The 25,516-nt window shown below is 52.5% G+C and carries 20 protein-coding genes, 2 tRNA genes and 5 pseudogenes; 9 read left to right on the top strand and 18 right to left on the bottom strand.

Features of this window, described 5'->3' with window-relative positions; genetic code table 11:
• Positions 1 to 498 precede the first annotated feature (498 nt).
• The 6 genes and pseudogenes from hemB to LU633_RS11215 form a co-directional block, all read right to left on the bottom strand.
• Positions 499 to 1,476 (bottom strand): porphobilinogen synthase, encoded by a 978-nt coding sequence (gene hemB / locus LU633_RS11240; RefSeq protein ID WP_020323309.1) that lies wholly within the window; start codon positions 1,474 to 1,476, stop codon positions 499 to 501.
• A gap of 244 nt (positions 1,477 to 1,720) precedes the next feature.
• The gene (locus LU633_RS11235) at positions 1,721 to 2,554 is read right to left on the bottom strand and encodes a glycosyltransferase (RefSeq protein ID WP_232426918.1); all 834 of its coding nucleotides are present in this window, start codon (positions 2,552 to 2,554) and stop codon (positions 1,721 to 1,723) included.
• A gap of 255 nt (positions 2,555 to 2,809) precedes the next feature.
• On the bottom strand, positions 2,810 to 3,523 hold the full coding sequence (locus tag LU633_RS11230) for a glutamine amidotransferase (RefSeq protein ID WP_020323311.1): 714 nt from the start codon (positions 3,521 to 3,523) through the stop codon (positions 2,810 to 2,812).
• Positions 3,524 to 3,716: 193 nt separating this feature from the next.
• A complete protein-coding gene (locus tag LU633_RS11225; RefSeq protein ID WP_020323312.1) occupies positions 3,717 to 4,277 on the bottom strand; it encodes a TorD/DmsD family molecular chaperone in 561 nt (186 codons plus the stop codon).
• A 37-nt stretch (positions 4,278 to 4,314) separates the two neighbouring features.
• Positions 4,315 to 4,539: pseudogene (locus LU633_RS11220) on the bottom strand (phosphatase); the annotation flags it as partial.
• Between the two features lie 405 nt (positions 4,540 to 4,944).
• Complete coding sequence (locus tag LU633_RS11215; RefSeq protein ID WP_020323314.1) at positions 4,945 to 5,202, bottom strand: hypothetical protein; 258 nt, start codon at positions 5,200 to 5,202, stop codon at positions 4,945 to 4,947.
• On the opposite strand from LU633_RS11215, the gene LU633_RS11210 reads away from it, so the two are divergent.
• Positions 5,194 to 5,670, top strand: coding sequence for a tyrosine-type recombinase/integrase (locus LU633_RS11210; RefSeq protein WP_020323315.1), 477 nt, complete (start codon positions 5,194 to 5,196; stop codon positions 5,668 to 5,670). The genes LU633_RS11215 and LU633_RS11210 overlap by 9 nt on opposite strands.
• Positions 5,671 to 5,809: 139 nt before the next feature.
• The gene (locus tag LU633_RS11205) at positions 5,810 to 5,992 is read left to right on the top strand and encodes a hypothetical protein (RefSeq protein ID WP_020323316.1); all 183 of its coding nucleotides are present in this window, start codon (positions 5,810 to 5,812) and stop codon (positions 5,990 to 5,992) included.
• Between the two features lie 11 nt (positions 5,993 to 6,003).
• On the opposite strand, the gene LU633_RS11200 is transcribed toward LU633_RS11205, so the two are convergent.
• Positions 6,004 to 7,212, bottom strand: coding sequence for an IS256 family transposase (locus tag LU633_RS11200; protein WP_046372020.1), 1,209 nt, complete (start codon positions 7,210 to 7,212; stop codon positions 6,004 to 6,006).
• A gap of 214 nt (positions 7,213 to 7,426) precedes the next feature.
• On the opposite strand from LU633_RS11200, the gene LU633_RS11195 reads away from it, so the two are divergent.
• Positions 7,427 to 8,126 (top strand): IS1 family transposase gene (locus LU633_RS11195; protein ID WP_233482019.1). Its coding sequence is split into 2 segments (ribosomal slippage): positions 7,427 to 7,699 and positions 7,701 to 8,126, totalling 699 coding nucleotides; the frame shifts between segments, so codons are not numbered across the junction.
• A gap of 51 nt (positions 8,127 to 8,177) precedes the next feature.
• Here the strand turns inward: LU633_RS11195 and LU633_RS11190 are convergent.
• The 3 pseudogenes from LU633_RS11190 to LU633_RS11180 form a co-directional block, all read right to left on the bottom strand.
• Positions 8,178 to 8,624 (bottom strand): annotated as a pseudogene (locus LU633_RS11190) (recombinase family protein); the annotation flags it as partial.
• 223 nt (positions 8,625 to 8,847) lie between these two features.
• A pseudogene (locus LU633_RS11185) lies at positions 8,848 to 9,227 on the bottom strand (PHP domain-containing protein); the annotation flags it as partial.
• Between the two features lie 50 nt (positions 9,228 to 9,277).
• Positions 9,278 to 9,817: pseudogene (locus LU633_RS11180) on the bottom strand (NAD(P)-dependent oxidoreductase); the annotation flags it as partial.
• 394 nt (positions 9,818 to 10,211) lie between these two features.
• Here LU633_RS11180 and LU633_RS11175 point away from each other — a divergent pair.
• Both LU633_RS11175 and LU633_RS11170 read left to right on the top strand, forming a co-directional pair.
• Complete coding sequence (locus tag LU633_RS11175; protein ID WP_161796965.1) at positions 10,212 to 10,352, top strand: hypothetical protein; 141 nt, start codon at positions 10,212 to 10,214, stop codon at positions 10,350 to 10,352.
• An 8-nt stretch (positions 10,353 to 10,360) separates the two neighbouring features.
• Positions 10,361 to 11,575 (top strand): IS91 family transposase, encoded by a 1,215-nt coding sequence (locus LU633_RS11170; protein WP_046372006.1) that lies wholly within the window; start codon positions 10,361 to 10,363, stop codon positions 11,573 to 11,575.
• A 143-nt stretch (positions 11,576 to 11,718) separates the two neighbouring features.
• On the opposite strand, the gene LU633_RS26195 is transcribed toward LU633_RS11170, so the two are convergent.
• Entirely contained in the window at positions 11,719 to 11,877 is a 159-nt protein-coding gene (locus tag LU633_RS26195) for a 2-ketoacid reductase (RefSeq protein ID WP_020323321.1), read from the bottom strand.
• 64 nt (positions 11,878 to 11,941) lie between these two features.
• The gene (locus tag LU633_RS26190; RefSeq protein WP_020323322.1) at positions 11,942 to 12,226 is read right to left on the bottom strand and encodes a hypothetical protein; all 285 of its coding nucleotides are present in this window, start codon (positions 12,224 to 12,226) and stop codon (positions 11,942 to 11,944) included.
• A gap of 290 nt (positions 12,227 to 12,516) precedes the next feature.
• Between LU633_RS26190 and LU633_RS11160 the strand changes: the two genes are divergently transcribed.
• Positions 12,517 to 12,603: transfer RNA gene (locus tag LU633_RS11160), tRNA-Ser, on the top strand.
• Between the two features lie 434 nt (positions 12,604 to 13,037).
• Positions 13,038 to 13,125: transfer RNA gene (locus LU633_RS11155), tRNA-Ser, on the top strand.
• Positions 13,126 to 13,799: 674 nt separating this feature from the next.
• Here LU633_RS11155 and tnpA read toward each other — a convergent pair.
• The 6 genes from tnpA to putP all read right to left on the bottom strand — a co-directional run bounded on the left by tnpA (position 13,800) and on the right by putP (position 21,149).
• Complete coding sequence (gene tnpA, locus LU633_RS11150; RefSeq protein ID WP_046372019.1) at positions 13,800 to 14,237, bottom strand: IS200/IS605 family transposase; 438 nt, start codon at positions 14,235 to 14,237, stop codon at positions 13,800 to 13,802.
• A 160-nt stretch (positions 14,238 to 14,397) separates the two neighbouring features.
• Positions 14,398 to 15,186 carry a phosphate starvation-inducible protein PhoH gene (gene phoH / locus LU633_RS11145; RefSeq protein WP_020323326.1) on the bottom strand — a complete coding sequence of 263 codons (789 nt, stop codon included), beginning with the start codon at positions 15,184 to 15,186 and terminating at the stop codon, positions 14,398 to 14,400.
• Positions 15,187 to 15,742: 556 nt separating this feature from the next.
• Positions 15,743 to 17,029 carry an iron uptake transporter deferrochelatase/peroxidase subunit gene (efeB, locus tag LU633_RS11140; RefSeq protein ID WP_020323327.1) on the bottom strand — a complete coding sequence of 429 codons (1,287 nt, stop codon included), beginning with the start codon at positions 17,027 to 17,029 and terminating at the stop codon, positions 15,743 to 15,745.
• Between the two features lie 6 nt (positions 17,030 to 17,035).
• Entirely contained in the window at positions 17,036 to 18,154 is a 1,119-nt protein-coding gene (gene efeO, locus LU633_RS11135) for an iron uptake system protein EfeO (protein WP_020323328.1), read from the bottom strand.
• A 36-nt stretch (positions 18,155 to 18,190) separates the two neighbouring features.
• On the bottom strand, positions 18,191 to 19,024 hold the full coding sequence (gene efeU / locus LU633_RS11130) for an iron uptake transporter permease EfeU (protein ID WP_020323329.1): 834 nt from the start codon (positions 19,022 to 19,024) through the stop codon (positions 18,191 to 18,193).
• A gap of 622 nt (positions 19,025 to 19,646) precedes the next feature.
• A complete protein-coding gene (gene putP, locus LU633_RS11125) occupies positions 19,647 to 21,149 on the bottom strand; it encodes a sodium/proline symporter PutP (protein WP_233485089.1) in 1,503 nt (500 codons plus the stop codon).
• A 314-nt stretch (positions 21,150 to 21,463) separates the two neighbouring features.
• Between putP and putA the strand changes: the two are divergent.
• Together putA and LU633_RS26185 are read left to right on the top strand one after the other, a co-directional pair.
• Positions 21,464 to 24,648, top strand: a pseudogene (putA, locus tag LU633_RS11120) (trifunctional transcriptional regulator/proline dehydrogenase/L-glutamate gamma-semialdehyde dehydrogenase).
• Complete coding sequence (locus tag LU633_RS26185; protein WP_161796976.1) at positions 24,641 to 25,489, top strand: aldehyde dehydrogenase family protein; 849 nt, start codon at positions 24,641 to 24,643, stop codon at positions 25,487 to 25,489. The pseudogene putA and the gene LU633_RS26185 overlap by 8 nt, the downstream one beginning before the upstream one ends.
• Positions 25,490 to 25,516 lie beyond the last annotated feature (27 nt).

The raw sequence follows: 25,516 nt of genomic DNA, 5'->3' as shown, positions 1-25,516 counted from the left end.
GATACTGTCGGGACAGTCGCTATCAGAAAGATTAACTATCTCACGTCTCAGGTATTGTCTGGTCCTCATGGACTAAAAAACGCAGACTTTAGGCTGCAATAACGACAACTCTCCGGGTTCAGCCACCACCACCCGCCCCGAAGCCAGGCACCAATGAACCCACCGGATAGATTCCTACCGCCTTAACAACAGTATAAAAATTATCCGGCCCAAATACCCTTCCCAGCTGGCCATTTTACGCATGGTGCTGGACGGATTCCAGCCTGCCTTGTACGCTCTGTCAGAGGTTATCACATCATAGACATCACATACTGCCGCCATCCGGGCCAGTTCAGAAATTTTCTCATCCTGTGAGCCAAACAGATAACCGAACGCTTGCTCGACACGGCCTACCGCCTCTTAATCGGGCCAGCTAACGCAGGTAAGACCGCCCGTCACTGAGTGCCTGTAAGAACGTTTCGGGCGGTCAAAGGCGTTGAAATACATTGCACCAGCACGCTACAGCAGATTTTTTTCCGCCAGTTCCAGGGCAAAATAGCTGAAAATAAGATCGGCCCCGGCACGTTTAATGCTTCCAAGGCTTTCCAGAAACACATCCCTTTCATCGATCGCCCCGGCCTGAGCCGCAAATTTAATCATCGCATACTCACCGCTGACCTGATAGGCAGCAAGAGGAAGTTCAGTGCGTTCACGCACTTCACGAATAATATCCAGGTAGGCTCCGGCGGGTTTTACCATCAATGCATCGGCCCCTTCCGCCTGATCGATCAATGATTCACGGAGTGCTTCCCGACGATTCATTGGATTCATCTGATAGGTTTTGCGATCTCCCTTCAGGGAAGTCCCCGCCGCTTCACGAAACGGACCATAAAAGGAAGAGGCAAACTTTGTCGAGTAAGACATGATCGCAGTATCGGTAAATCCTGCATTATCCAGCGCGTGGCGAATGGCTGCGACCTGACCGTCCATTGCTGCCGAGGGAGCAATAAAATCCGCACCGGCCTGCGCTGCCGCCACCGCCTGTCGGCCCAGATTCACCAGGGTGGCATCATTATCAACACCATTTTCGTGCAGCACACCGCAATGGCCGTGGCTGGTATATTCACAAAAGCAGGTATCTGACATCACAATTATTTCAGGGACGGTTTCTTTGCAGATCCGCGCCATGCGGGAAACCAGGCCATCCTTCTGCCAGGTATTGCTTCCATCGGCATCCGTATGGTGAGAAATGCCAAAAGTCATGACCGCAAGAATGCCCGCTTTTGCAATACGTTCAATTTCAAAAGCCAGACGTTTTTCCGGTATGCGCAACACACCGGGCATCGCCTGAATAGCTTTATAATCATCCAGTTCTTCCTCAACAAAAATCGGCAGCGCAAGATCGTTCAGGCTGAGAGTGGTTTCCTGAAGGAGTGAGCGAAGGGATGAGGACTGGCGTAGACGACGTGGACGTAAATTTGGCGAATAACTGGACAAAAGAACCTCGTTCTGGGAACCTGGCTCCGGCGAAGCAAACGCCGGAGGAAAAGACAATCTGCTAACACTATACGTCTGCGTGTCTGCTGGCAATATCTGCCGACCAACGCCTCGCATAACCACATGTAATCCTTATATTGTGCCGGGCAACTCTCCCGACTGCCCAGGCGTCAGTGGCATGGCTGGAAAACTGCTCTGACGCAATCTGCCCGCATCATGCTGTCACTCTTTCCGGCTGGCTGTGTCAGGCGGTGAAGCCTGAAAGCTTCTTTTTGAACAACATCAGGGTGTTATAAAGTGGATGACAATACCATACCAGACTCATCTTCACGCTATTGCGGGTCATCTGGCACGCCAGCATGTTGAACGGCAGTTGGTACTCTTTTGGCGCTTCCATGCGATGCTTTCTGACCATCATCAGGCAGCCAGGCATCACCGGAAAATAATAGCTATCCAAAAGCTGACGATCCAGAGGCTGCCCGGCCGCACGCAGTGTCCTTTCTGTTCCCTCGCGAACGATAAAATAGTTCCTGACCCAGGAAAAATCACGGGTATTCACCGACCGCGAGTTTAGCGTGTAGCGCTTGAAATAATAGCTGTTTCTGGTAAAGAACACCCGAGTGGCCTGCAGGTACAGCGTGAACATAAAAGGCGCGTCTTCATGGTTCTGCACTGGCAGAAACTCGCTGTGGGTACGGTCAATAAGCGCTCTGGAAATGATGCCTGACCACAATACGCTGTGCGCGGAATGGTTAGCAATCAGGTTACGTGGCATTTCCGGGCCGCCCGCAAATTCCCCCTGCACCGTACACATATGGCTGCGGGTGTATTTTCTCTGTTCCACCGGAACGTCAGGGAATATTTCTGCTGAGAAGCCGTAACGCTCCAGCTGCGGACAGACACGCAGTTCGCGGAGAAAATCGGTAAACAGTCCCGGCGCAATAAAATCATCCGAATCCATAAAATAGATGAACTGCCCCGTCGCCACGCCCAGCCCTTTGTTACGGGCAGCGTTCACGTCACTGTGGTTGTTACGCAGTAAGGTTATATGCGGATGCAGCTCGCTGTATTGCTCAATCAGCCGATCCGAGCCGTCGTCAGAACCGTCATCAATAACGATGATTTCATCCGGTAAGTTCCCTCAACAGGCGTCGTATATTTCCTGAAAGCGTCGACAATACGCGGGCGGGGTTGTTCGCAGATCGTAGCCCGATGGTTAACGGGAGCGTGCAGCCAGCTCAGACCTGTGGTGTAAAACGGCTGAACCGGGCGAATACGCTCCATGAGGAAAGGCAATGCAAGCCGTCAGCGCGCTGCCGACGGCGAAAAAGAATCAGCCCGTCTGACTCAGCGGACTTCGCTGCTGAAGAAAAGCCTGCAGCAAGCGACGTGGCCAGACCGGCTCGCTTTCTTGCATAACGCCGTTTTCCTGCGGTCTGTCAGGTAAACAGGCCATCATAATTTCTGCGGTAAACTCAGGATGGAACTGGAAAGACAGAGCTGACGGGCTGTAGCGGATGATCTGGCACGCATCCAGTGCCGAGGTGGCCAGTACCGTTGCGCCCGCCGGTGGCTTAAGTACCGACTGGCGGTGTGAAAGCCAGGCATTGAACTGTCCCGGTAGCTGACTCAGTAAAGGATCGTACTGGCAGCCCGGCTGCGTCTCAAGGCGCTGCTGCCCGCGCTCCCAGCCTTTAGGATTGTCTGCCACCTGCCCCCCTAACGCATAGGCCATAAGCTGGTGTCCGTAGCAAACGCCCAGCAAAGGAAGACCGTTGTCCACCGCACTGCGTATCCAGGCAGCGGTGCGCTCACTCCAGTCTGCATGGTCGGTCACCATCGCCCAGGAACCTGTCAGGATCGCTGCCGTAACGCAGGCTGGATCGGGTAAGGTTTCACCAAGATCGGGACGAACCACGATAAATTCGCCCTCTTTAAGCCCCAGCGCCGCTACAAACCAGTGATACTGTTCTCCTGCGCGGGCTAACACCGCCTCGGGCGGCGATTCAAGCTGGATAATAGCTAAGGGAAGAGAAGAACTGACCATTATTAGTGTATCCTCATCATTAATCTGCTTTTAGCGGGCAGAATGACACGCAGTCAATGCTCTGTCATATCACTTTTTTTCACATAGATATTCGCTGCTATGCTAATGCAGCAGCATCTTTTCTGTTGCTGACGCATAAAGCATCCACCATAGAAAATATGCGCCATACTTATGGCAGCGTTATCTGCCAGACTCAGGCACCTGTGTCTGTTTCCTCAGCCAGCTCGTCACGCATTGCCTGTAGCGCTTCCCGGGTTAACAGGGAGAGGGTGCGATAAAATGCCGTCTTCGCATGTGCTTCCACCTTGCCGAGGAAAGCGCCACACCAGGGCAACATGTAGCGGTCAAACAGAGCAATCTGCGCCTCGCTCTCATCTTCCTGCGACCGATCCTCAAGCCAGGAGGATGCAAGCAGTAAAGCGCCAAAATGGTCAGCAGGCGAATCGGTAAGTGGCATTCCCCGACTCTGTAAAAAATCCCGGATCTCAATTTCCTTAGGCCCGTTCTCCCAATGGGATCCAAAAGGCGAAACGCGACAATCGCTGCCAACAAACAGCGCATTGTAATCGGCTGCCAACGCCTGTGGATCGCTGTTGAGCTGGAGCCGGATCAACAGTTCATCCTGCTCCAGCGGCCACTGTGGCTGGAGTTTGCCTTCACGCAGCATGGTAAAAAGAGGCAGCAGCAGTGGGTCCTGAGGCTGTCGATGAAATAACGATCCTAAAATACGGCAGATAACGGAAAATTCATTCATGTCAGGATATCCATCCAGGCAATTAAAAGTGACAGCGTCACAGACAAGCGGATTCAGTAATTTCTTTACCCGTGCGCCGCTGCAGGAAATTCAGCAGCCTACGCGGCGTAACATTTAATATGCGATCTTTGGGAAAATCCACTGCATTAACAATACGCAGACAGTGTTCAAAATTTCCGAGCGTAAACGCCGTCTGGGAATCCGATACAAAGACAATCCAGCCGCCAGCATCGCTAACGGCAGTGACAATCTCCTGACAGTTAGCTCCCTCTCTATGACGTTCTGCCCGTTCCCAGAAACAGAATTAACCACATAGCTAAAATCATTCACCTTTTCAGACAGGAAAGTTAGCTGCTCTGAGGCCAGTTTTCCGGTTTTCTGCAGGTTTTTTAGCCATGCAGCTGCGTCTACTGGTCCACGTAGGTTTTGAATCTGTTTTAATGCTGATTGACCGTTAATGCCTGCCGTCATCGCAGCATTAACCCAATCCCCCATTTCGCCGCCTCCAGTGAAGGAAGTTTTTCCAGTTTTTTTATTCCTGGTAAACTGGCCCTGTGCCAATTCACCCTGCCGATCAGATAAATCTTTCTGGATGTCTCCCGGTTTTTCAAACAATAAATTGAAACCAGTATTCTGCGCCACAACCATCTGTAATGCAGCCGCTTCGTTATCCCCGAAATTTATCCCTGCGCTGTTGTATTTCCTGGCGTTCTGCCTGCAACTGGATAGCCCGTTCAGTTGCACCTGAAGCCATTGACAGACCTAAAGCACCTAATCCCGCAACTCCTGCCAGTGCAAGGCCAGCACCACCAACGCCAATGCCCCGTTCTGGTCGATGTGATTTTTTATTTGCTCGTGCTACCTCTCTGTTATTAGCACGGTTAGCCGCCGCCAGGCGTTTAGTATCAGCTAATAAATGACGCATGGATTGATTCATCTCACGCAAATCCAGATTTCCATTTTTGTACTCTTCAGAAAGCTTTCTTACAGCGCCGAACTGTTTAAATTTCTGTGCTGTAATGTGAAGGATAAGAAAACTGGCAAAATCCGGGCAATTTTGCGCACACCCAAAGCACTGGAATTGGTAGCACAACGCAGGGCAGGTAATCCCGCTCATACGTTTCTGTTTGAGGTGGAGAGCAACCGGGCCAAAGGCAAGCCCATCAGTAGAGTGAGCGTTTCAACAAAATTCAAGGAAGCAGGTGAGCGTTTAAATCTGACAATTGCTGCACATACGCCCCGAAAAACTATGGGCTATCAGGCACTACAGAGAGGAGTGAGCCAGCCAACTCTCACGAAACTTTATGGGCATTCGTCACAGGCTGTCACGCTTGCGTACTGCGGCATAATGGATAAGGATGTTGAATACGTGTACCCAGGGATCGATTATTGATATGATGACCAACGGTACATTGGCGATTTAGGGATGAAAGTAAGCGAAGAAAAATTACCGGAATCAGGATCCAGTAAGGATGGTATAAAAAAAATTGAAGAATAAGTGCCGGGTTGATTAGGATAAGGAATTTGATTAAATGGCTATGGATTTTAGTAAAAATCGTCTTCTTGCATCAGGTTTTACGGTGAAGGAATTACGGAAACTTCAGAATAATATCGATAACTTTGGTGGTACGCTTGAGGGCATTGTCAGGGATTTGGCTAAGAGGTTTAAAAGGATTTTTTTCACAGTTTTTGACCCTGTAAATAATTCTGTGTAACTGCCACCACGTCAAAGGTGATCGCTCAGGCGGTCACCGAACTCAATAATAAAGCGGCTCATCGCCAGCCGCCAGTTCTGGACCGGTATACTCCATTTTTTCGATGCCGACTGGATTGCCAGGTAAATAACCTTTCGCACTGAGTCATCCGTCGGGAATACCTTGCGTTTCTTAATGGCGGCACGGATCACCCTGTTCAGCGACTCAATGGCATTCGTGGTGTAGATAGCTTTTCGGATGTCAGACGGATAGCCGAAGAACGTATCGAGGTTTTCCCCGTGCGCACGCCAGCTTTTGCTGATTTGTGGATATTTGTCATCCCATTCTTCGGCGAACGCATCCAGCGCCATCCGTGCGGCCGCTTCTGTTAGTGCCTGATAAACGGTTTTCAGCCCGCCTGTGACCGCTTTGTAGTCCTTCCACGCCACGTATTTCAGGCGGTTACGCACCATGTGGATGATGCACAGCTGGATGTGAGTCTGCGGATAGACGCTGTTTATCGCATCCGGGAAGCCCTTCAGGCCATCCACGCAGGCAATCAGGATGTCCTGAAGGCCGCGATTTTTAAGTTCCGTCAGCACGTTCAGCCAGAACTTTGCACCTTCATTTTCAGCCAGCCACATCCCCGGAAGCTCTTTCCGGCCTTCGGTATTGATGCCCGGCGCCAGGAACACCGCTTTGTTAATCACGCTGCCATTCTGACGAACCTTAACAACAATACAGTCCAGATAAACAATGGGATAGAGCGCATACAGCTGGCGATTCTGCCATTCGGCGACCTGCTCTTTAACGGCATCCGTGACTTTTGATATCAGGGCCGGTGACACATCAGCATCGTACATCTCTTTGAACGTATCGACGATTTCCCGCGTGGTCATGCCTTTGGCATACAAGGATAAAATCTGGCTGTCCATCTGCGTGATACGCGTCTGATTCTTCTTAATCAGCTGAGGTTCAAAGGTATTTTCCCGGTCGCGCGGCGTGTTTAGCCCGATTTCACCGCCGTCGCACAGCAGCGTTTTCGAAGAGTAGCCGTTGCGGGTATTGGTGCCGGTTTTAGGGGCATTTTTCTCATGCCCGAGGTGGTCAGTCAGTTCTGCATTGAGTGCCGTTTCAACGGTCAGCTTCGTGAGCATGCGGAAAAACTGATTAAGGCCGGCCTCAGTTTTGAGGCCTTTGGCCAGTTCAGCAGCAAGGGCCTTAAGTTTCTTCTCGTCCATAATTTGCCTGTCTCCATTGTTGGAGTGAACATATCAAAAACAGGCAATTACACAATTTTAATTACAGTCTCCAGTTTTTATTATTTATGTATGCTGTTTTTTTCTCGTCGACGGGTGAAGCTATAACTCCTGGAGTATCACCCCTTGTTGTATCTATATTAGGTCGTGACGCAGACTTGCTGATCACGTATGCTTTGCGCTTTGGATGTAACATATGGCTAAAGTTGATGTCGTCTGCCCTCAGTGCAATGAAACTCATGCTGTACGATGTAACGGACATTCAGCATCCGGTGCCCAACGTTACATCTGCAAGCATTGTTCAAAGACCTTTCAGCTCAATTTTAGCTACTCCGGTGCCAAACCAGACACACACCAGACCATTGTTAATATGGCCATGAATGGTTCCGGATGTCGCGATACCGCACGGGTTCTCGGTATCAGCCTCAATACGGTTCTGCGGCACGTAAAAAAATTTCGCCAAAAAGCAGGTAGCTGAGAATATCGACCCCGAAACGGAGGTTGTTATCTGCTGTGAAGCCGGTGAACAATGGCCTTACGTGCGGTGTAAAAGCAATCCCCGGTGGTTGTTCTATGCTTATGACCGTATCCGCAAACGTGCTCTGGCCCATGTCTTCGGCCCGAGAAATGCCCCGACCCTGCGACGATTGCTGGCCCTGTTAAGCAAATTTAACATTGCCTTTTATATGACAGATGCCTGGCCGGTTTATAAAGTTCTGTTAAGTGCAACAAGCCACGTGGTGAGCAAGAAATATACCCAACCGACAGAACGACATAATCTTAATCTTCGTACACATATCAAACGACTGACCCGCAGAACAATTTGCTTTTCGAAGTCAGAGGAAATGCACGATAAGATCATCGGTTGGTATCTTACTCTGCATCATTATCAATAAATCTGCGTCACGACCCCCGAAACGAACCCCAGCCCTGCAATAATAATTCAATTATCTTCTTCGCTGCTGACCAGTGTACAGATGGGGTTTGGTTTCCTCATATCGTGAACCAGTGTCATCTATCCACCAAGGAGAACTACCTGCGCTTTTAATATTAACAGACTGGCAGCGATTGTGACGTTCCACTAGAGCGGCAACATTACAAAAAACGCGCTTTTGTTTGGTCAAGGATTCCTCGTGCGCCCGTTCAAAGGCGAGGGTAGAGAAGATCATGGACATGATGTCTCTATCGCTGCCTGGCCTCTGTATTTCTCTGTCCTGCCCGGTGACAACAGTTAACCCAAGCGTCAGCAGACGGCGTAACAGTTCATTTGCCATCATGGCGTAGTCACGCGATAGCCTATCCAATTTTTCCACGTACAACCAAGAGTAAGACGGTATGTCGCCATTCTCAACGGCTGCGATAAAATCTGCTAATGCTCCCTGAGAACTATTCCGCCCTTTGAAGGCACTGCCCCCTTCATCGCGAAAAGAATCATCGAAATCTAAATTATGCTCAAGAGCAAATTAACGGACGGCGCTGGTTTGACGCTCTAATGTTGTACCGCTCGCCTGGTGCTGACTTGACCAGCGTATGTATGAATAAAGTCGAGATTTACTACTCATATAGATGGCATCCTAAGTTTTTTACAAGAGCACACCATATTGTCATCTAAAATAACTTCGGATTATCTGGATAGCTGATGATATTCATGTTAGCGCTGGCCATGGCGGCAATCATCGCTGCGGTGTTGGTGGCTTTGTCCTGAGGCGCAAATAGGGGTTCATGAAAGCCCGCGACAACAAGATCTATCACCGCCAGCATTGGGCCACTGCAGTCAATGTTTTTAATATTGGCTTCAATGCCGCATAAAATACCCCCCCTTCAACCCCGCGTGGCCAGACACGCATCCAGTAATGTGGCGCATGGCCATATCAGGACCGTGATCAGTAATTACCAGCAGCGTTATACAGCACTGTTGCACCTGCTGAACATAATCACGCAATGTACTAAGCATGAGTGCTGACAACGGTATGCATATGTAAATCTACGGGATACATAATATTCTCCTGGAAGCTTAATGGGCGCTTATAACGCTCATTAAGCTTTATCAATAACCACGACCTAAATCCACACGTCCGCCAGGCTGATCGCCCACTTCGCACTGCATAATCGCGCGGGCGATGGCGTCAGGCACGTCTTCCCGAAGCGGGACCGCAGCATTGTGCGGCGTAATGGTAATAGTCGGGTGGTGCCAGAACGGGTGGTCCTGCACCAGCGGCTCCTGAACAAAAACGTTCAGTGCAGCCGCTTTAATTTCTCCGGCGTCAGTAAATCGGCTTCAACCAGGTGCGCTCCGTGCGCAAGATTCAGCAGATACGCCTGCGGTTTTAGCTGGCCTAACAGCGTGCGATTAAGAATACCTTTCGTCTGTGGTGTATTAGGGCAACAGATTAATCAGGACCTGCGTGCCGGAAAGGAAGTCGGTAAGCTGGTCATCACCATGAAAGCAGGTTACGTCGGGCAAATTTTTTGGCGGCCGGCTCCAACAACGTACCGGGAATCCCCACACCCTAAGACTTTCTGCGACGCATTGTCCCAGCACGCCAGCACCAAGAATACCAATGCTAAACGCCTCGCGGGAATAATTTCTGAACATAGCGCCCTTACAGGGCGAGCGTCACGGCTCTGCCGTTCCGAGGGTGTTCATGACCGGCTCACAGCTTTATACTCTGCGGTATGTTAATTTCTCAGGAAATCATTCACATGGCCCGTAGCAAAGCCCCCAGAAAGCGTAAACCCACGCCCTCGTCCCGACGCGCTATACCCGGATATCCTAAGCGTTTTCTGGTGTCCATTCCGCCCCGGAGCGATTATGACGACCCCGACGAGTTTTTTACGACACTCCGCAGGATGCCATTCGTCACTGTGTCCACCTGGGGCCACAGTTTTTCCTCGATACACACTTCGACCCGCCTCTCGTCTGCATCATCCGCGGCTTTGAGCCGCCTGACTCACCCGACGGCGATGTCGTCCTTGAGTCCATGCCAGCCGATGTGTTTATTATCGCCACAGAATCCGGCATGCTGCCGGTGACCTTCGCTCCCTGGGATAAACACACCGACAACTGGGCCGATGACTGTGACGACTGGCACTATAATACCGGTGCCACTGCAGAGCGATAATCCGCCGCATGTATATCCCGCGCCCGGCAAAACTGCTGTTCACCACTGATGACGCCTGGAACCGGTATATGGATAAACACGGGGACACCCTCAGCCCCTGGACCGTACTCTGCGTCGAGCGCATGCTCGCCTGCGGCACTGCTGCCATGGGGGTGAAGCGATACTGCTGCGCCTCCCCGGACTGCACCCACACCCGCTTCTTCTGCCAGACCTGTAAATCAAAAGGCTGCAGCTCCTGCGGACATAAGGCCACGGAGCAGTGGATTACAGAGCAACAGCAAATTCTGCCCGACTGCGACTGGCAGCATATCACCTTCACCATGCCCCATCTGCTGTGGCCCTTTTTCAACAATAACTGGCCTCTGCTCAATGCCCTGTTCCGCGCAGCCACCCGCGCCATGCTCCGCTGGGCCAGAAAACAGGGTGTGGAAGTCGGTATCTTCTGCGCCCTGCACACCTACGGTCGCCAGCTCAACCAGCATCCCCACATTCATCTCTCCGTCACCCGCGGCGGGCTTGATATTAAACACGGCGTATGGCGCGACCTCTTCTTTAAAAAGCATGCCGTGGAGGAAATCTGGCGCGGAGCCGTCATCCGGCTGCTGCGCCACAGCTATGACCTGATTAACCCCGGCAGGCTGCCGGGGCTGGGGTATATCCACGACAAAAAACAGTGGCTGCGCTATCTGCAGGCGCAGTACGGGCGCCGCTGGAAGGTCCACTTCGCGAAGAAGACCCGGGGGGCCTGGCGGAGCGTCAAATATCTGGGCCGGTACCTGAAACGGCCCCCCGTGTCGGCGGCGAAGCTGAGGCACTACAGCGGCGGCGCGGTGGTGCACCACTATTACGACCACCGTACGCAGCAGTACCGGCAGCAGACGCTGACGCAGGAAGATATGATCGGACGTTATATCAGCCATATCCCGGCGAAGCATTTTAAGATGGTGCGTTATTACGGTTTTTTATCAAACCGTAAACGGGGTAGCCTGCTGCCGAAGGTGTATGAAGCCCTGGAGATGGAAGCGCGGAAAAAACCGGAGAAGCCCGGCTTCGCCGCGCTGATGAAAGAATTTCTGCGCACGGATCCGTACAAATGCATTCTGTGCGGCAACCGACTGCGCTTCAGCAGTGCGCAGGCCGGGAGGCACGCGTCGGAGTTGGTGGCAGAAAGACTGCATAACATCGACCGGAAACGATGGCTTCTGGCACAGACTGCGGGATAAGTGCGTCTGAAAAACAGCTTTCAGGTTAAAAACGCGCCGCAAATGCCATTTTATGACCATAACGTTCCCGATGGCACATCATTACTGCATTACAGACACTGCTGCTCATGGTCAGGAAATTTTTAAAACGATGATTCAGTTTCCTAACCATCAAGATGATGCCAGCGAGCCTCATTCTTCTGCTGCTGGTATTCGGTAAAACGACGAAACCAGCCAGGGACGTGATATACCGCATATTCCTGCATCTGGCGCCCCATTCCGGTATCTTCCGGACGGAACAGCGGCACATCTGGCGACAGCATATTCGGATGTTGACGTAACTGGTTAAGAATATCATCGACACCGGCCCCAGCTCAAAAACGCCTTTCAAGCCGCGGCGTCCCTGCAATATCGCCACGGGCGGCTGGCGCACCAGCGCATAATCAGCAGCGGCATCATCACCCGCTGTCCAGGCACGCAGCGGGCATTGTTTAACCGCTGTTGCAAGGCCCTGGCACCATTTTTCCGCATTAAAAGAAGGATGACAGAAAATGATATCCACTGTTGCGCTCCTGTATTTTCTTCAGACTCAGGTAAAAAGACCGGTCTGACCAGCAAAAAATGCCAGCGGCCGCCGTCAACTTCCCAGCTACGCGGCAGGTATATCTTCATTTTTAGCAGCCCAGAAAGAATAACCCATTCAACCACATTAATCTGGTTTTCAGCCGGGCGCAGGCTGGCACTTTATTATCTTTATAAAAACAAGCACCCGCATGTGCTTCTCTGCCGGCATAAACACCACGCCCGGCCAGACCTTTTGCAGCAATACCCACCACTGTTGGCGATTTCAAAAAAACTGGTTTAAAACTGGCTAAATGCATGTCAAAACGCGGGAATGATGTTGACCATAACAGCGCTTTTCTACATTACCGGCGTTGTCTGACACTTAATGGCAACAATGTGGTGAGGTGTCCGAGTGGCTGAAGGAACACGCCTGGAAAGTGTGTATACGGCAACGTATCGGGGGTTCGAATCCCCCCTCACCGCCATCATGCAAAAAGAGAGTCCGAACGCACGCTCGGACTTTTTTATCTGTCGCACAGCAGAAACCCTCCCGTCGTATTTTCCGGGAAGCATCACCGCCCGGATGGATCAACCGCAAGACCGATGCTGCCAGTCAATCCCCCTGCCCTCACCCTCCCGGTAAAACACCTGCAGTGCTGCAGAGACTTTTTTGCCTGCCGACCGACGAACACAATGGACAGAAGGAAAACACTGGCGCATAGCGCAACAACAGGTTCCGGGCACATTGATACCTTGAGGAGTCAGGTCCTGTTGATCGCAGGCCGAGTTCATAAAAGCGGCATGCCTGCGGTCAACGCTTAACCATTCAGAATAAAAAGAATATTTTCCTTGACCGTAATAAGACGACTGCCTATAGTAGCGCCGCATCACCCCCCCCGGGGTAATGCAGTTAAAATGTGGTGAGGTGTCCGAGTGGCTGAAGGAGCACGCCTGGAAAGTGTGTATACGGTAACGTATCGGGGGTTCGAATCCCCCCCTCACCGCCATAATTTTAAGAAGAGTATGAACTTACGTTCAGACTTTTTTGTTACATTGCCAGATGCAGAAAGGGGGATTACCTCTCATCTGATGCGACGTCAGCAGCGCACACAGAGTACTGGCAGCCCGTCAAGTTGCCCTTTGCGCTGACAAACATATAGCGTTGTTGAAATCGCGTAACAAACGGTTATTTATCAGAGGCCGAATATTGCTTCGGTTACACCAGAAGCAACCGCCGCCAAACACAACTTGTTCACTTTTCAACGTTAAACCCCATCCCCTTTAATCATGGGGAGTTACCCGGCACTGCCAGAATGGTCTGGCCAATGATCTGCGTATATTATCCTCGTCATGACCGTATCAGGTTATGGTCTGAAAACGTGCTTGCGCCAATAACAGGTCGGGACCGCCCCTCATTTATCGCTAAAAATAGCGGTTTAATATCAGTAAAAAATCCGCATTCACACACGACAGCGTTGAGCGTGCAGGTGCCTGCTAACGCTCTGAAAAGGCGTCTTTGCCTGCATTGACAGATTTAATATCCTGCAACAACAAGGCGGAGCCAAAGCTGTTGATCACCACGGCCACAGGAAATTTGATAGTAAAAAACCACCTGCATAGCAGGTGCCATTGATTTCGCCCCACAGGGGCGCACTAAGTCCAGACTCAGAGAGCCTTCCCTTCACACTTCTTTCAGTGGAAGCTGGCTATCTTCAACTTCATGTTTTTCCTGATACTTCACGTACTTTATTATCATTTCTTCGTTTATACCTACGGTATCGACACAATAACCTCTTGCCCAAAAATCATTCCCCCACTGCTTGTTCTTACGCAGGCAGGGAAATTTACTGAACAATCGAAGGGCTGTTTTACCCTTTAAGTCGCCTGTTACATGGGAAATCGAAAGCCGTGGAGGCACTTTTACCCGCAAATGGGCATGGTCTGTCTGGTCATTCAGCTCCACTACTTCTATCCCGGGCTGCTCACCTGAGATCCTTATCTGCTTACAGACCTCTTTACCAACATTGTTCCTGAGGATGCGAAACCGGTACCTGGGTGTCCATACGATATGATATTGACAACACCAGAGCACATGAGATGCTTTCTGGAATCTACTCATGGTTAAATCCCTGGCAGTTATGGGGATAACAGATTCGGATTTTTCCATGAGTAGCATGACTGGCAGAGCCAGCTTATTGCTGACCACCTCCACAGGAGGTGGTGTTCATGCAGGGATAAAAAAGCCCGGACTGGCATCCGGGCTTTTCTCTTAATGCACTTCAACCGTAGGCCAGCAACGTACGCTGACACAGCTGTGAGCGCACGCAGTCTTCTTTCGCGAAACGCACCACGCCAATCATGTCGTCCTCCTGGAAACGGGCCAGCGCATCGCCAAGGCCGGACTGGACATGGGACGGCAAATCGCACTGGGTAATATCACCATTTACGATCACCGTAACGTTTTCCCCGAGTCGGGTCAGAAACATCTTCATTTGCGCCGCGGTAACGTTCTGGGCCTCATCAAGGATCACCACAGCATTTTCGAAGGTACGCCCGCGCATATAGGCAAAAGGTGCAATTTCCACCTTGCCAATTTCGGGACGCAGACAATATTGCATAAACGACGAACCAAGACGTTTAACCAGAATGTCATAGACGGGCCGGAAATAAGGGGCAAACTTCTCAGAAATATCCCCGGGCAGAAAACCTAAATCTTCGTCTGCCTGTAATACCGGTCGCGTCACGATAATCCTGTCGACATCCTTATTGATCAGGGCCTCTGCCGCTTTTGCGGCGCTTATCCAGGTTTTACCGCAGCCCGCTTCACCGGTGGCGAAAATAAGCTGTTTGCTTTCTATGGCTTTAAGATAGTGCGCCTGTGCTTCATTGCGGGCTTCAATCGGTGAATGATCGCGGCTGTCCCGCGCCATACCAATTGAGTCCAGCCCGCCCATCTGCACCAGTGAGGTGACCGACTCTTCTTCACGCTGACGGTGACTGCGTGAATCGCTACGAAGCAAACGTTTTGCTTCACGACGCGCTTTGATCACTGCTTTCTGTCTTCCCATAGTGGCACCTTACAGTTGGTTTCATTTCCCGCATCATTTTCATCGACGCGATTACGTGAACGCTTTAGAGGTTTTGGTGGCTCCCTTGTAAACCTGGTAAAGCCGTTGAAAAGATACGTACCGGGCATCGACGCCGTTGGCGTACCGGATGACATCGGATTCAGTTCGTTCTGGTACCAGGAAATAAACAAGGGAAAATGTCATTGCGACAAAGAGACTTTCGCGAAGAGATACGATGGTTATTTTTGGAAACTGTCGAATGCAACAGGGTTTTACCATTTGCCCTCTCCGCTATAAACACTGCTCAGACATGATGTGAATAAATTGCAACAAATTCCAACCAAAATGCAACATCAATTTTTACAGGGCAGCGCTAATAAAGCGATTAATGCAGCTGACGTTATCAGCTATGAAATTAAAAATTAATGAAAATCATAGCGATAAATTATATTCAATATTAGAAGACCGTAGTGAAACAATGTAAATATCAGGTTAAAAAAAGAGGGGTGTTTGATTAAAAAAGCCTTTCACACCAAAGAGTGGAAAGGCTGTTTTATTAAGCCTCAAGCAAAGATTGCCCAAGATAGTGTTTCTCATCGGGCACACCCGGCAAAACAAAAAAGTAGCCCCCGCCAACCGGCTTGACATATTCCTCAAGGGCTTCGCCATTGAGCCTTTTTTGTACCGTAAGAAATCCCTTTTCCAAATCGTGCTGATAACAAACAAACAGCAGCCCCATTTCCAGCTGACCCGCATGGGAAACACCCAACGAATAGCTGTAGCCGCGACGCAGCATCAGGCTACTTTGCGTCTCTGGCGTGCGTGGATTAGCCAGACGGATATGCGCATCGAGCGGGATAACCGCACCATCAGGGTCGCGGCTGTAATCCGGCACATCATGCTCATGCTGCATGCCAAGCGGTGCGCCACTCTGCTTCACCCGGCCAAAGATAGTTTGCTGCTCCTGCAGCGGCGTGCGATCCCAGAACTCCACGTGAAACTGAATAATGCGCGCCGCCTGGTAGCTGCCATTGTACGCCCATGTCGGTTCGCCCTGATCTGCCGATACCCACACCACAGAGTCCATCAGCGCCTGATTGCTGCTGTCAGGATTTGCGGTGCCGTCCTTGAACCCCAACAGGTTGACCGGCGTTTCCTTGCCTTTACTGCGCGCGGCATGGTCAGAAATAAAGCCTTCCCGCCGCCAGCGCACACTCAGCAGATCCGGCGTGTGCTTGATAATATCGCGCAACGCGTGGATCACCGTGTCGTTCGTATTTGCACAAATTTGCAACAGCAGGTCGCCGTGACACAGGCTGCTGTCAAGCGCATCGTTAGGAAAGCGGCTCATTGGCTGCAGCTTGAGGGGTTTCTGCTTTTGTAAGCCAAAACGCGAATCAAACAGCGAATGGCCGACAGAGGCGGTGACAGTCAGATTATCAGGGTAAATCATCTCACCAAGTATGCCGGAATCCAGTGGTGGCAGCTGTGGATTGTCAGTCTGTGGCGCTTTACCGCCTTTGGTCAGAAAGGCAATGCGGCTGTCAAGCAGCTGAAAAAGGCGTTTCAACTCGGCTTTATCCGAGGCCAGCACGTCAAAGGCTACCAGCATCATTGACGCCTGCTGCGGGGTAACAATACCTGCCTGATGCGCGCCGTAATAAGGCTGTGCTTCCTGGCGGGCATTGGGCGGCAGCACACCCGGTGAAAAAGGAGCGTTATTCTCGCCGGCGTGAACCGGACATCCGCCGCTAATCGCAAAGGCACCACCAAGGATGCCCATGCCTTTCAGTAAACGGCGGCGTTCTGGCAACGCCGCATCGTCAGAAGAGTGTCTTGCCATAACCCGTTAATCCAACCCCAGTGTGCCGCGCAGTTTAGATAAATCTTCCGCAAGGGTGGTAATCGGCCCTTTCAGCGCGGTACGGTCTGCATCGGTCAGTTTATCATAAGACTCAAAGCCTGCTTTAGTGCGATATTTGCCCAAAATCGCGTCCACTTTTTTGAAGTTGACATCAATTTTGGTCAGCAATGCCGCATCGGTCTTCTTCAACATGGGCCGCAGCAGATCAACAATTTTCTTCGCACCATCGACGTTCGCCTGGAAATCAGACAAATCGCTGCGGCTGTAGCGATCTTCTTCGCCAGAAATCTTGGTGGCCGCCACCTCTTCAATCAATGATGCGGCACCCCCCACCACCTTGCCCGGCTGGAAAACCAGATTGCTGACACGTTTTTGTAACTCGACGGTATCACTGTTCAACTTATCAGCATAATCATTCATGCCTTTGGTGCTGTTATCAGCAAACAGCGCTTTCTCCAGACGGTGCCAGCCGGTGAATTTAGGATCGGCCGCTTTTTTCTCGTAATCATCTTCACGGGCGTCAATGCTGCTGTCGAGATCGGAGAACAGCTCGGCAATCGGCTCTATGCGCTCATAATGATGGCGAGTGGGTGCATAAAGCGCTTTGGCCTTATCCACGTCGCCCGCTTTCACTGCGTCAGTAAAGGCTTTAGTACCGGCGACCAGGTCGGCCACTTCTTTTGTCACGTAAGTTTTGTATTCACCCAGCGGTCCGGCCAGCTGCACTACATCCGGCCTTGCCGGGGCATTGCCGCCCTTCACGGTCAGCTTGCCTTTCGGATTATTCAACAGGCCGCAGGTCATTTCGTATTCACCCGCTTCAAGATTGGCCGTCAGTTTCTGGGTAAAGCCAGGCGCGATATTTTCGCGCTCTTCCACCACCATCACCCCTTTAAGAATTTCCCACTCCAGCGCTTTCTGGCTGTTGTTTTGAACAACGAACTGGGTTTTACCGGCGCTGACGCTGATCGCCATCGGATCGCACTGCTTGTCGGTAACAGTGATTTTAACCTGTGGCACGTCTGCCGCCATTGCCGCAGACGTGCCGGTCAGCAGGGTAAGAAGTGCAGCAGTCAACGCAGACTGACGAAAACGAAAATTCATAGTGAATACCTGTGAAAAGTTCATCATAAAGACGCTTCAACGCGGCGTGCGTAGCGTTGTCGTCTGGGGACGCGCTGGCATAAAGAACAGCAGCAGCGCAGGGACTAAATAGAGTAACCATACCGCCACTTCACTGACGCTCGGGGCCTCCTGATAGCCGAAGATCCCCTCCAGCAGCGTACCCACCAGCGTCGCGGTTGACAGAGCGTTGCTTAAATCAAAGGCCACTGCCTGGAAATGATTCCATAACCCCGCTTCATGAAAGGCGCGGATTGCCCCTGCCGCCAGTCCGGCTGCGACAAACAGAATAAACAGGCTGGTCCAGCGAAAGAACACCGCGAGATTCAAACGCACACCTCCCCAGTAAATTAAGACGCCAAGTACAATTGCCGCGGTAAGGCCCAGCAGGGCGCCGAACGGTGGAGCAATGCCCACATCCTGCTGAAACGCCGCCAGCAGGAAAAAGACGGATTCAAGCCCCTCACGCATCATGGCAAGAAACACCATCACAATCAGCGCCCAGCCGCTGCCGTTGCCTTTTTGTAACGCATTCTCAATCGCACCTTCCAACTGCGCCTTGACGTTGCGTGACACCTTACACATCCAGAAAACCATGTAGGTCAGGATAGCGACGGCAACCATCGCCACCATGCCTTCAAACAGCTCCTGCTGTTTCTGGGGAAACTCTCCGGTGGTTTCGTTAATAAACCAGCCCACCCCCAGGCAGAGCGCAGCAGCGGCAACCACCCCAATCCACATGGCAGGAAACCACTCACCGCGCCCGGCGCGCTTCAGATATCCAGCTATCAGGCTGACGATCAGTGCAGCTTCAAGCCCTTCGCGTAACATGATAAGAAACGGGACAAACATGCAGGAGCCTCGAGTGTCAAAAAAATTTCAAACAGAGTAAAGAAAGGTAAATATAAACGATACAGATTATCATTATCGGAAAGAAAAAAACAAGTCTTGCGCGGTCATTTTATTACATCGCAGCAACCTTATTTTCGGTATGCGGATTTAAGTCAGTTTTACTTCTTAGCTGCGCCGTTTGAATTGTAATCACACCGATTGGGCAGCGATTATCATCGGGGTTTTGCTATATCCCGGCTGCGGAATCAAATCCGCCCTCAAGGAAAATGATGTTGACCGACTGAAAAAACGCATCCTCTGTATGGAATGAGCAAAAAATTCTGGTTCCCTCTGCGCCGTTTGAATTGCAATTTCACCAACGAGCAGCCATTGTTTTCAGGATTGTGGCTACAGCACGACGGAGGCGTCACATTGACCTTCAGTGAAAAATGACATTATTGCTGACTGAAAAATACGTCCTGTCGGCAGGCTCAATAATCTGTTTCGGCTCTGCTGAGGCAGGAATCCGGCAAAACCGATGCAGCCTGCCCCCTGTGGCACATTACATAAAAAACGCCTTTACGAAACCCTTATATAATGTACTGGTCGCCATAACCGGGCCGCATCCGGCGGCATGCAAAAATCAGCGCTGTCTGAATTCCGCTTCTGCGACGAGAAAACGCTGCTGTGCAGCGGCAGAAGGTTGTCCACCCAGCAGACTGATCAGCACAATGGCCAGGCTGGCAAACAGAAAACCCGGAATGATTTCATACAGTCCCAGCCATGCATACTGTTTCCATATCAGCACGGTCGCGGCCCCCACAATCATCCCGGCAAGCGCACCGTTGCGCGTCATGCGTTTCCAGAGCAGTGAAAGCAGCACGACCGGGCCAAAGGCAGCCCCGAAGCCCGCCCAGGCATAGCTGACCAGCCCCAACACCCTGTTTTCCGGGTTCGCGGCTAACAGAATGGCGATCGCCGCCACCAGCAATACCATTCCCCGGCCCACCCACACCAGCTCATGCTGGCTGGCGTGCTTGCGCAGATAATTTTTATAAAGATCCTCCGTCAGCGCAGAAGAACAAACCAGCAGCTGGCAACTCAGCGTCGACATCACTGCCGCCAGAATTGCCGACAACAGCACGCCCGCAATCCACGGATTAAACAGCAATCGTGCCAGCTCAATAAATATGCGTTCCGCATTTTGCGACACTCCGTAGGCCTCGCCCGGATGGTTCTGAAAATAGGCGATACCAAAGAACCCCACCGCCACTGCTCCGCCCAGACAGAGGATCATCCAGGTCATACCAATCCGGCGGGCGGCACGAATGGAGTGATGAGAATCTGCAGCCATAAAGCGTGCCAGAATATGCGGCTGGCCAAAATAGCCCAGCCCAGCCCAGCCCAGCCCAGCCCAGCCCAGCAGCGACAATACCGCCACCAGGTTAAGCCCCTTGAGCATATTGAGATTTTCAATGCTTTTCGCCTGAATAACTGACAGTGAATCACCCACGCCACCGACGCTCACCACGACCATCACCGGCATCAGGATCAGGGCGAAAATCATCAGGCTGGCCTGCACGGTATCGGTCCAGCTGATGGCCAAAAAACCGCCCACAAAGGTATAAATGATTGTGGCAGCGGCACCCGCCCACAGCGCGGTCTGATAGCTCATGCCAAAGGTGCTTTCAAACAGTCGCGCACCGGCAACAATGCCGGATGAGCAGTAAATGGTGAAGAACATTAAAATAACCACTGCCGAAATAACCCGCAGCAGCTTACTGCTGTCCTCAAAGCGGCTGGAGAAATAGTCCGGTAACGTCAGCGCATTATCATGGTGTTCGGTTTGCACTCGCAGACGTCCGGCAACAATTTTCCAGTTGAGCCACGCCCCGGCAATCAGGCCAATGGCTATCCAGCTTTCTGATATTCCCGAAAGGAAAATCGCGCCGGGCAAGCCCATTAACAACCAGCCACTCATATCCGATGCGCCCGCTGACAGAGCGGTAACCAGACTCCCCAGACTGCGTCCCCCCAGAATGTAGTCATCAAAACTTGTGGTTGACCGCCAGGCAATAAATCCAATCAGTAACATGCCGGTTATATACACGCAAAAAGTCACCACCATCGGTGTGCTTGCTGTCATTCAGGTTCTCCATTGTCATTGTTAGTGCAGGCACCTGGCGGACGCCAGGACAATCCCCTGTCATGCGGCTGGCACCTGCCCCGGCATCGGGGCAGGCTATCCTGCCTTAAAGGTGCGTTGCGGCTAAGAGGTTTAACACAATTTAAACAATAATTTCACTAATGCTTTTAAGCTTAGGGTCAATAAGTTGCACCCGATTACAATCACTGAGTTTACCTGTAAAAACCATATAAAACGAGATGTTAAGAATATCCCTGACACCCCTGAGACTCTAAGCCACAATCATCCTATGAGTTATAAATAAATTAAAAATTATGCTTTCTGCATCACAGTTAACAAGGTTGAACAAAGTTGCAGCATGGCTGATATTGTCGTTAACATTTATCACAACAGGAGTTTCAGCTATGGGTACTACCACCATGGGAGTTAAGCTGGATGGAGCCACCCGTGAGCGTATTAAGCTGGCGGCCAGCCAGATCGATCGCACACCGCACTGGTTGATTAAACAGGCCATTTTCAACTATCTGGAACTGCTGGAGCGTGGAGAAACCCTGCCTGAAATGGCTTCCTCGCCAGTAACTGAAGACAATTCACTTCAGGCTGCTGAAGATTCGCATCAGCCCTTTTTGCATTTTGCGGAATCCATCCTGCCACAGTCCGTTATCCGCGCCGCCATCACCGCGGCCTGGCGGCGGCCTGAAATTGAAGCCATCCCCTTGCTGTTGGAGCAGGCCCGCCTGCCGGAGAAGGCCGCGCAGCAAACCTTCCGTCTTGCCCTCCAGCTTGCGACCCGCCTGCGGCACCAAAAAAGTGCAGGCGGACGCACCGGCATGGTGCAGGATCTGTTGCAGGAATTCTCTTTGTCGTCTCAGGAAGGGGTGGCACTGATGTGTCTGGCGGAAGCCCTGCTGCGTATTCCAGATAAGCCCACGCGTGATGCGCTTATCCGCGACAAAATCAGCAATGGAAACTGGCAGTCGCATCTGGGACGCAGCCGATCGCTGTTCGTCAACGCTGCGGCCTGGGGACTGCTGTTTACCGGGCGGCTGGTCGCCACCCACAATGAAGCTAACCTTTCCCGCTCACTCAACCGCATTATTGGTAAACGCGGTGAGCCGCTGGTCCGTAAAGGCGTGGATATGGCGATGCGCCTGATGGGTGAGCAGTTTGTCACTGGTGAGACCATTGCCGAAGCGCTGGCCAACGCGCGACGGCTGGAAGAGAAAGGGTTTCGTTACTCTTACGATATGCTGGGCGAAGCAGCACTCACCGCCAGCGATGCAAAAGCCTGTCTGCTCTCTTATCAGCAGGCGATCCATGCTATCGGTAAAGCTTCCAACGGACGCGGAATTTATGAAGGGCCGGGGATTTCCATCAAACTTTCTGCGCTGCACCCTCGCTACAGTCGGGCGCAATACGATCGAGTAATGAGTGAACTCTGGCCGGTGCTTAAGTCGCTGACGCTGCTGGCGCGTGGCTACGATATCGGCATTAATATTGATGCGGAAGAAGCGGATCGCCTTGAGCTGTCGCTGGATCTTCTGGAAAAACTGTGTTTTGAACCGGAACTGGAAGGCTGGAACGGCATCGGATTTGTTATTCAGGCCTATCAGAAACGCTGTCCAATGGTGGTTGACGCGCTGGCGGACCTCGCGCAGCGCAGCCGCCGTCGGTTGATGGTGCGGCTGGTCAAAGGCGCATACTGGGACAGCGAAATTAAACGGGCGCAGCAGGACGGGCTGGAAGGTTATCCCGTCTGGACCCGTAAGGTTTACACCGATATCGCCTACCTTGCCTGCGCACGCAAGCTGCTGGCAATACCGAATCTGATTTACCCGCAGTTCGCCACCCACAATGCCCACACGCTGGCCGCCATCTATCAGCTGGCAGGCAATAACTATTATCCAGGCCAGTATGAGTTCCAGTGCCTGCACGGCATGGGTGAACCCTTGTATGAACAGGTGGTGGGCAGCGTTTCTGACGGCAAGCTTAACCGTCCGTGTCGCATCTATGCGCCAGTGGGCACCCATAAAACGTTGCTGGCTTATCTGGTGCGTCGGCTGCTTGAAAATGGCGCGAATACCTCCTTTGTGAATCGTATTGCCGATACCAGCCTGGCGGTGGAAGACCTGGTGGCAGACCCGGTAGAGGATGTTGAAAAGCTCGCCCGTGCCGAGGGTATGGTTGGCCTGCCGCATCCTAAAATTCCGTTGCCGCGCCAGCTTTATGGTCGCGCACGGTCAAACTCAGCCGGGCTGGATCTGGCAAATGAGCATCGGCTGGCATCGCTGTCCAGCGCCACGCTCAACAGTGCCATTCAGCCCTGGCAGGCTGCCCCCATGCTGGAGGGCGAGGCCACAGCCACAGACGCGTTGCCGGTTATCAATCCGGCAGAACCCGCTGACGTGGTGGGCTGGGTACGCCACGCCAGCCTGATCGATGTGGACAACGCGCTCGTTGCCGCCGTGAACGCCGCGCCTGTCTGGTTTGCCACACCGCCACAGGAACGTGCCGCTATTCTGCATCGCGCCGCCGTGCTGATGGAAAATCAGCTACAGCGCCTGCTGGGTGTACTGGTGCGGGAGGCGGGAAAAACCTTCAGCAATGCGATTGCTGAAGTGCGCGAGGCGGTGGATTTTCTGCATTACTATGCCAGCCAGGTGGAAGCGGATTTTGATAACGAAACGCACCGCCCGCTGGGTCCGGTGGTCTGTATCAGCCCGTGGAATTTCCCACTGGCTATCTTTACCGGGCAAATTGCTGCGGCGCTGGCGGCCGGTAACACCGTGCTGGCAAAACCGGCGGAACAGACTCCGCTCATTGCCGCCATTGCCGTCGGCATATTATTCGAGGCAGGCATACCCAGAGGTGCGCTGCAACTGCTGCCGGGTGACGGCGAAACGGTTGGCTCCCGGCTCAGTGCCGATCCCCGCGTGCGCGGCGTGATGTTTACTGGCTCGACCGCCGTGGCCACGCGGCTGCAGCGCACCCTCGCCAGCCGTCTGGACCCTCAGGGACACCCTGTCCCCCTGATTGCCGAAACCGGTGGACTCAACGCAATGATCGTTGATTCGTCAGCACTCACCGAACAGGTGGTGAATGATATTGTCGCTTCCGCGTTTGACAGCGCTGCTCGGCACTGCGCCTGCTGTGCGTTCAGGAAGACGTGGCGGATCACACCCTGAGGATGCTGCGCGGCGCGATGGACCAGTGTCGGATGGGGAACCCGGAACGACTCTCCACGGATATCGGGCCGGTCATCGATCGCGAAGCGAAGCACAATATTGAGCGCCATATCGCCGTATTACGCGGCAAAGGTATGGCAGTGTATCAGTCCGCGCTGAACTGCCAGGAAGACAGCAGAGAGTGGCAAAGCGGGACCTTTGTGCCACCCACGCTAATTGAACTGCAGCAGATCAGCGACCTGGAGAAAGAGGTGTTTGGTCCCGTGCTGCACATGGTGCGCTTTAGCCGCAGCGCCCTGCCAGCAGGTGATTGAACAGATTAACGCCACCGGCTATGGCCTGACCATGGGCGTGCATACGCGTATTGATGAGACCATCGCTCAGATAAGCCAGCGTGCACGGGTTGGCAACCTCTACGTTAACCGCAATATGGTGGGGGCCGTGGTCGGTGTCCAGCCGTTCGGCGGTGAAGGATTATCAGGAACCGGATCAAAAGCCGGAGGGCCACTCTATCTTTACCGACTGCTGGCCAGCCGCCCCGATGATGCGCTGCGCGTAACGCTGGATCGCCAGGATACCCAGTTCCCACCGGATGTATCTCTGCGCCCGTCCTTGCTGGTGGCACACCACGCGCTCACCGCATGGGCAGCAGAAAAACCGGATCTGGCGGCATTGTGCGCCCGCTATGCATTGCTTACCCAAAGTGGCTCGGTACGCCTGTTGCCAGGCCCGACCGGCGAGCGTAACAGCTATGCGCTGTTGCCGCGCGAGCAGGTGCTTTGTCTTGCCGATAACGAGCAGGATGCGCTGGTTCAGCTTGCGGCGGTGACCGCCACTGGCAGCCGGGTAGCGTGGCCGGACGATCCGCTGCACAGCACGCTGGTCAGCATGCTTCCTGCCGCGGTACAGGCATGTATTGATCTCGCGGTCGACCCGTTACAGCAGGCTTTTGATGCGGTCATCTTTCACGGCGATGCCGACAGGTTGCTTGAAATATGCCAGAAGGTGGCAGCACGTGACGGTGCCATTGTATCGGTACAGGGATTTGACCGTGGTGAAACCGATCTGCTGCTGGAGCGTCTGCTGGTTGAACGGGTGATCAGCGTCAATACGGCGGCGGCGGGAGGCAATGCCAGCCTGATGACCATTGGCTGACGACAGAGATAAAAAATCCCCCTAATT

The organism is Erwinia tracheiphila, from assembly GCF_021365465.1.
Taxonomy (GTDB): domain Bacteria; phylum Pseudomonadota; class Gammaproteobacteria; order Enterobacterales; family Enterobacteriaceae; genus Erwinia; species Erwinia tracheiphila.
This window is presented reverse-complemented; position numbering and strand designations above follow the sequence as displayed.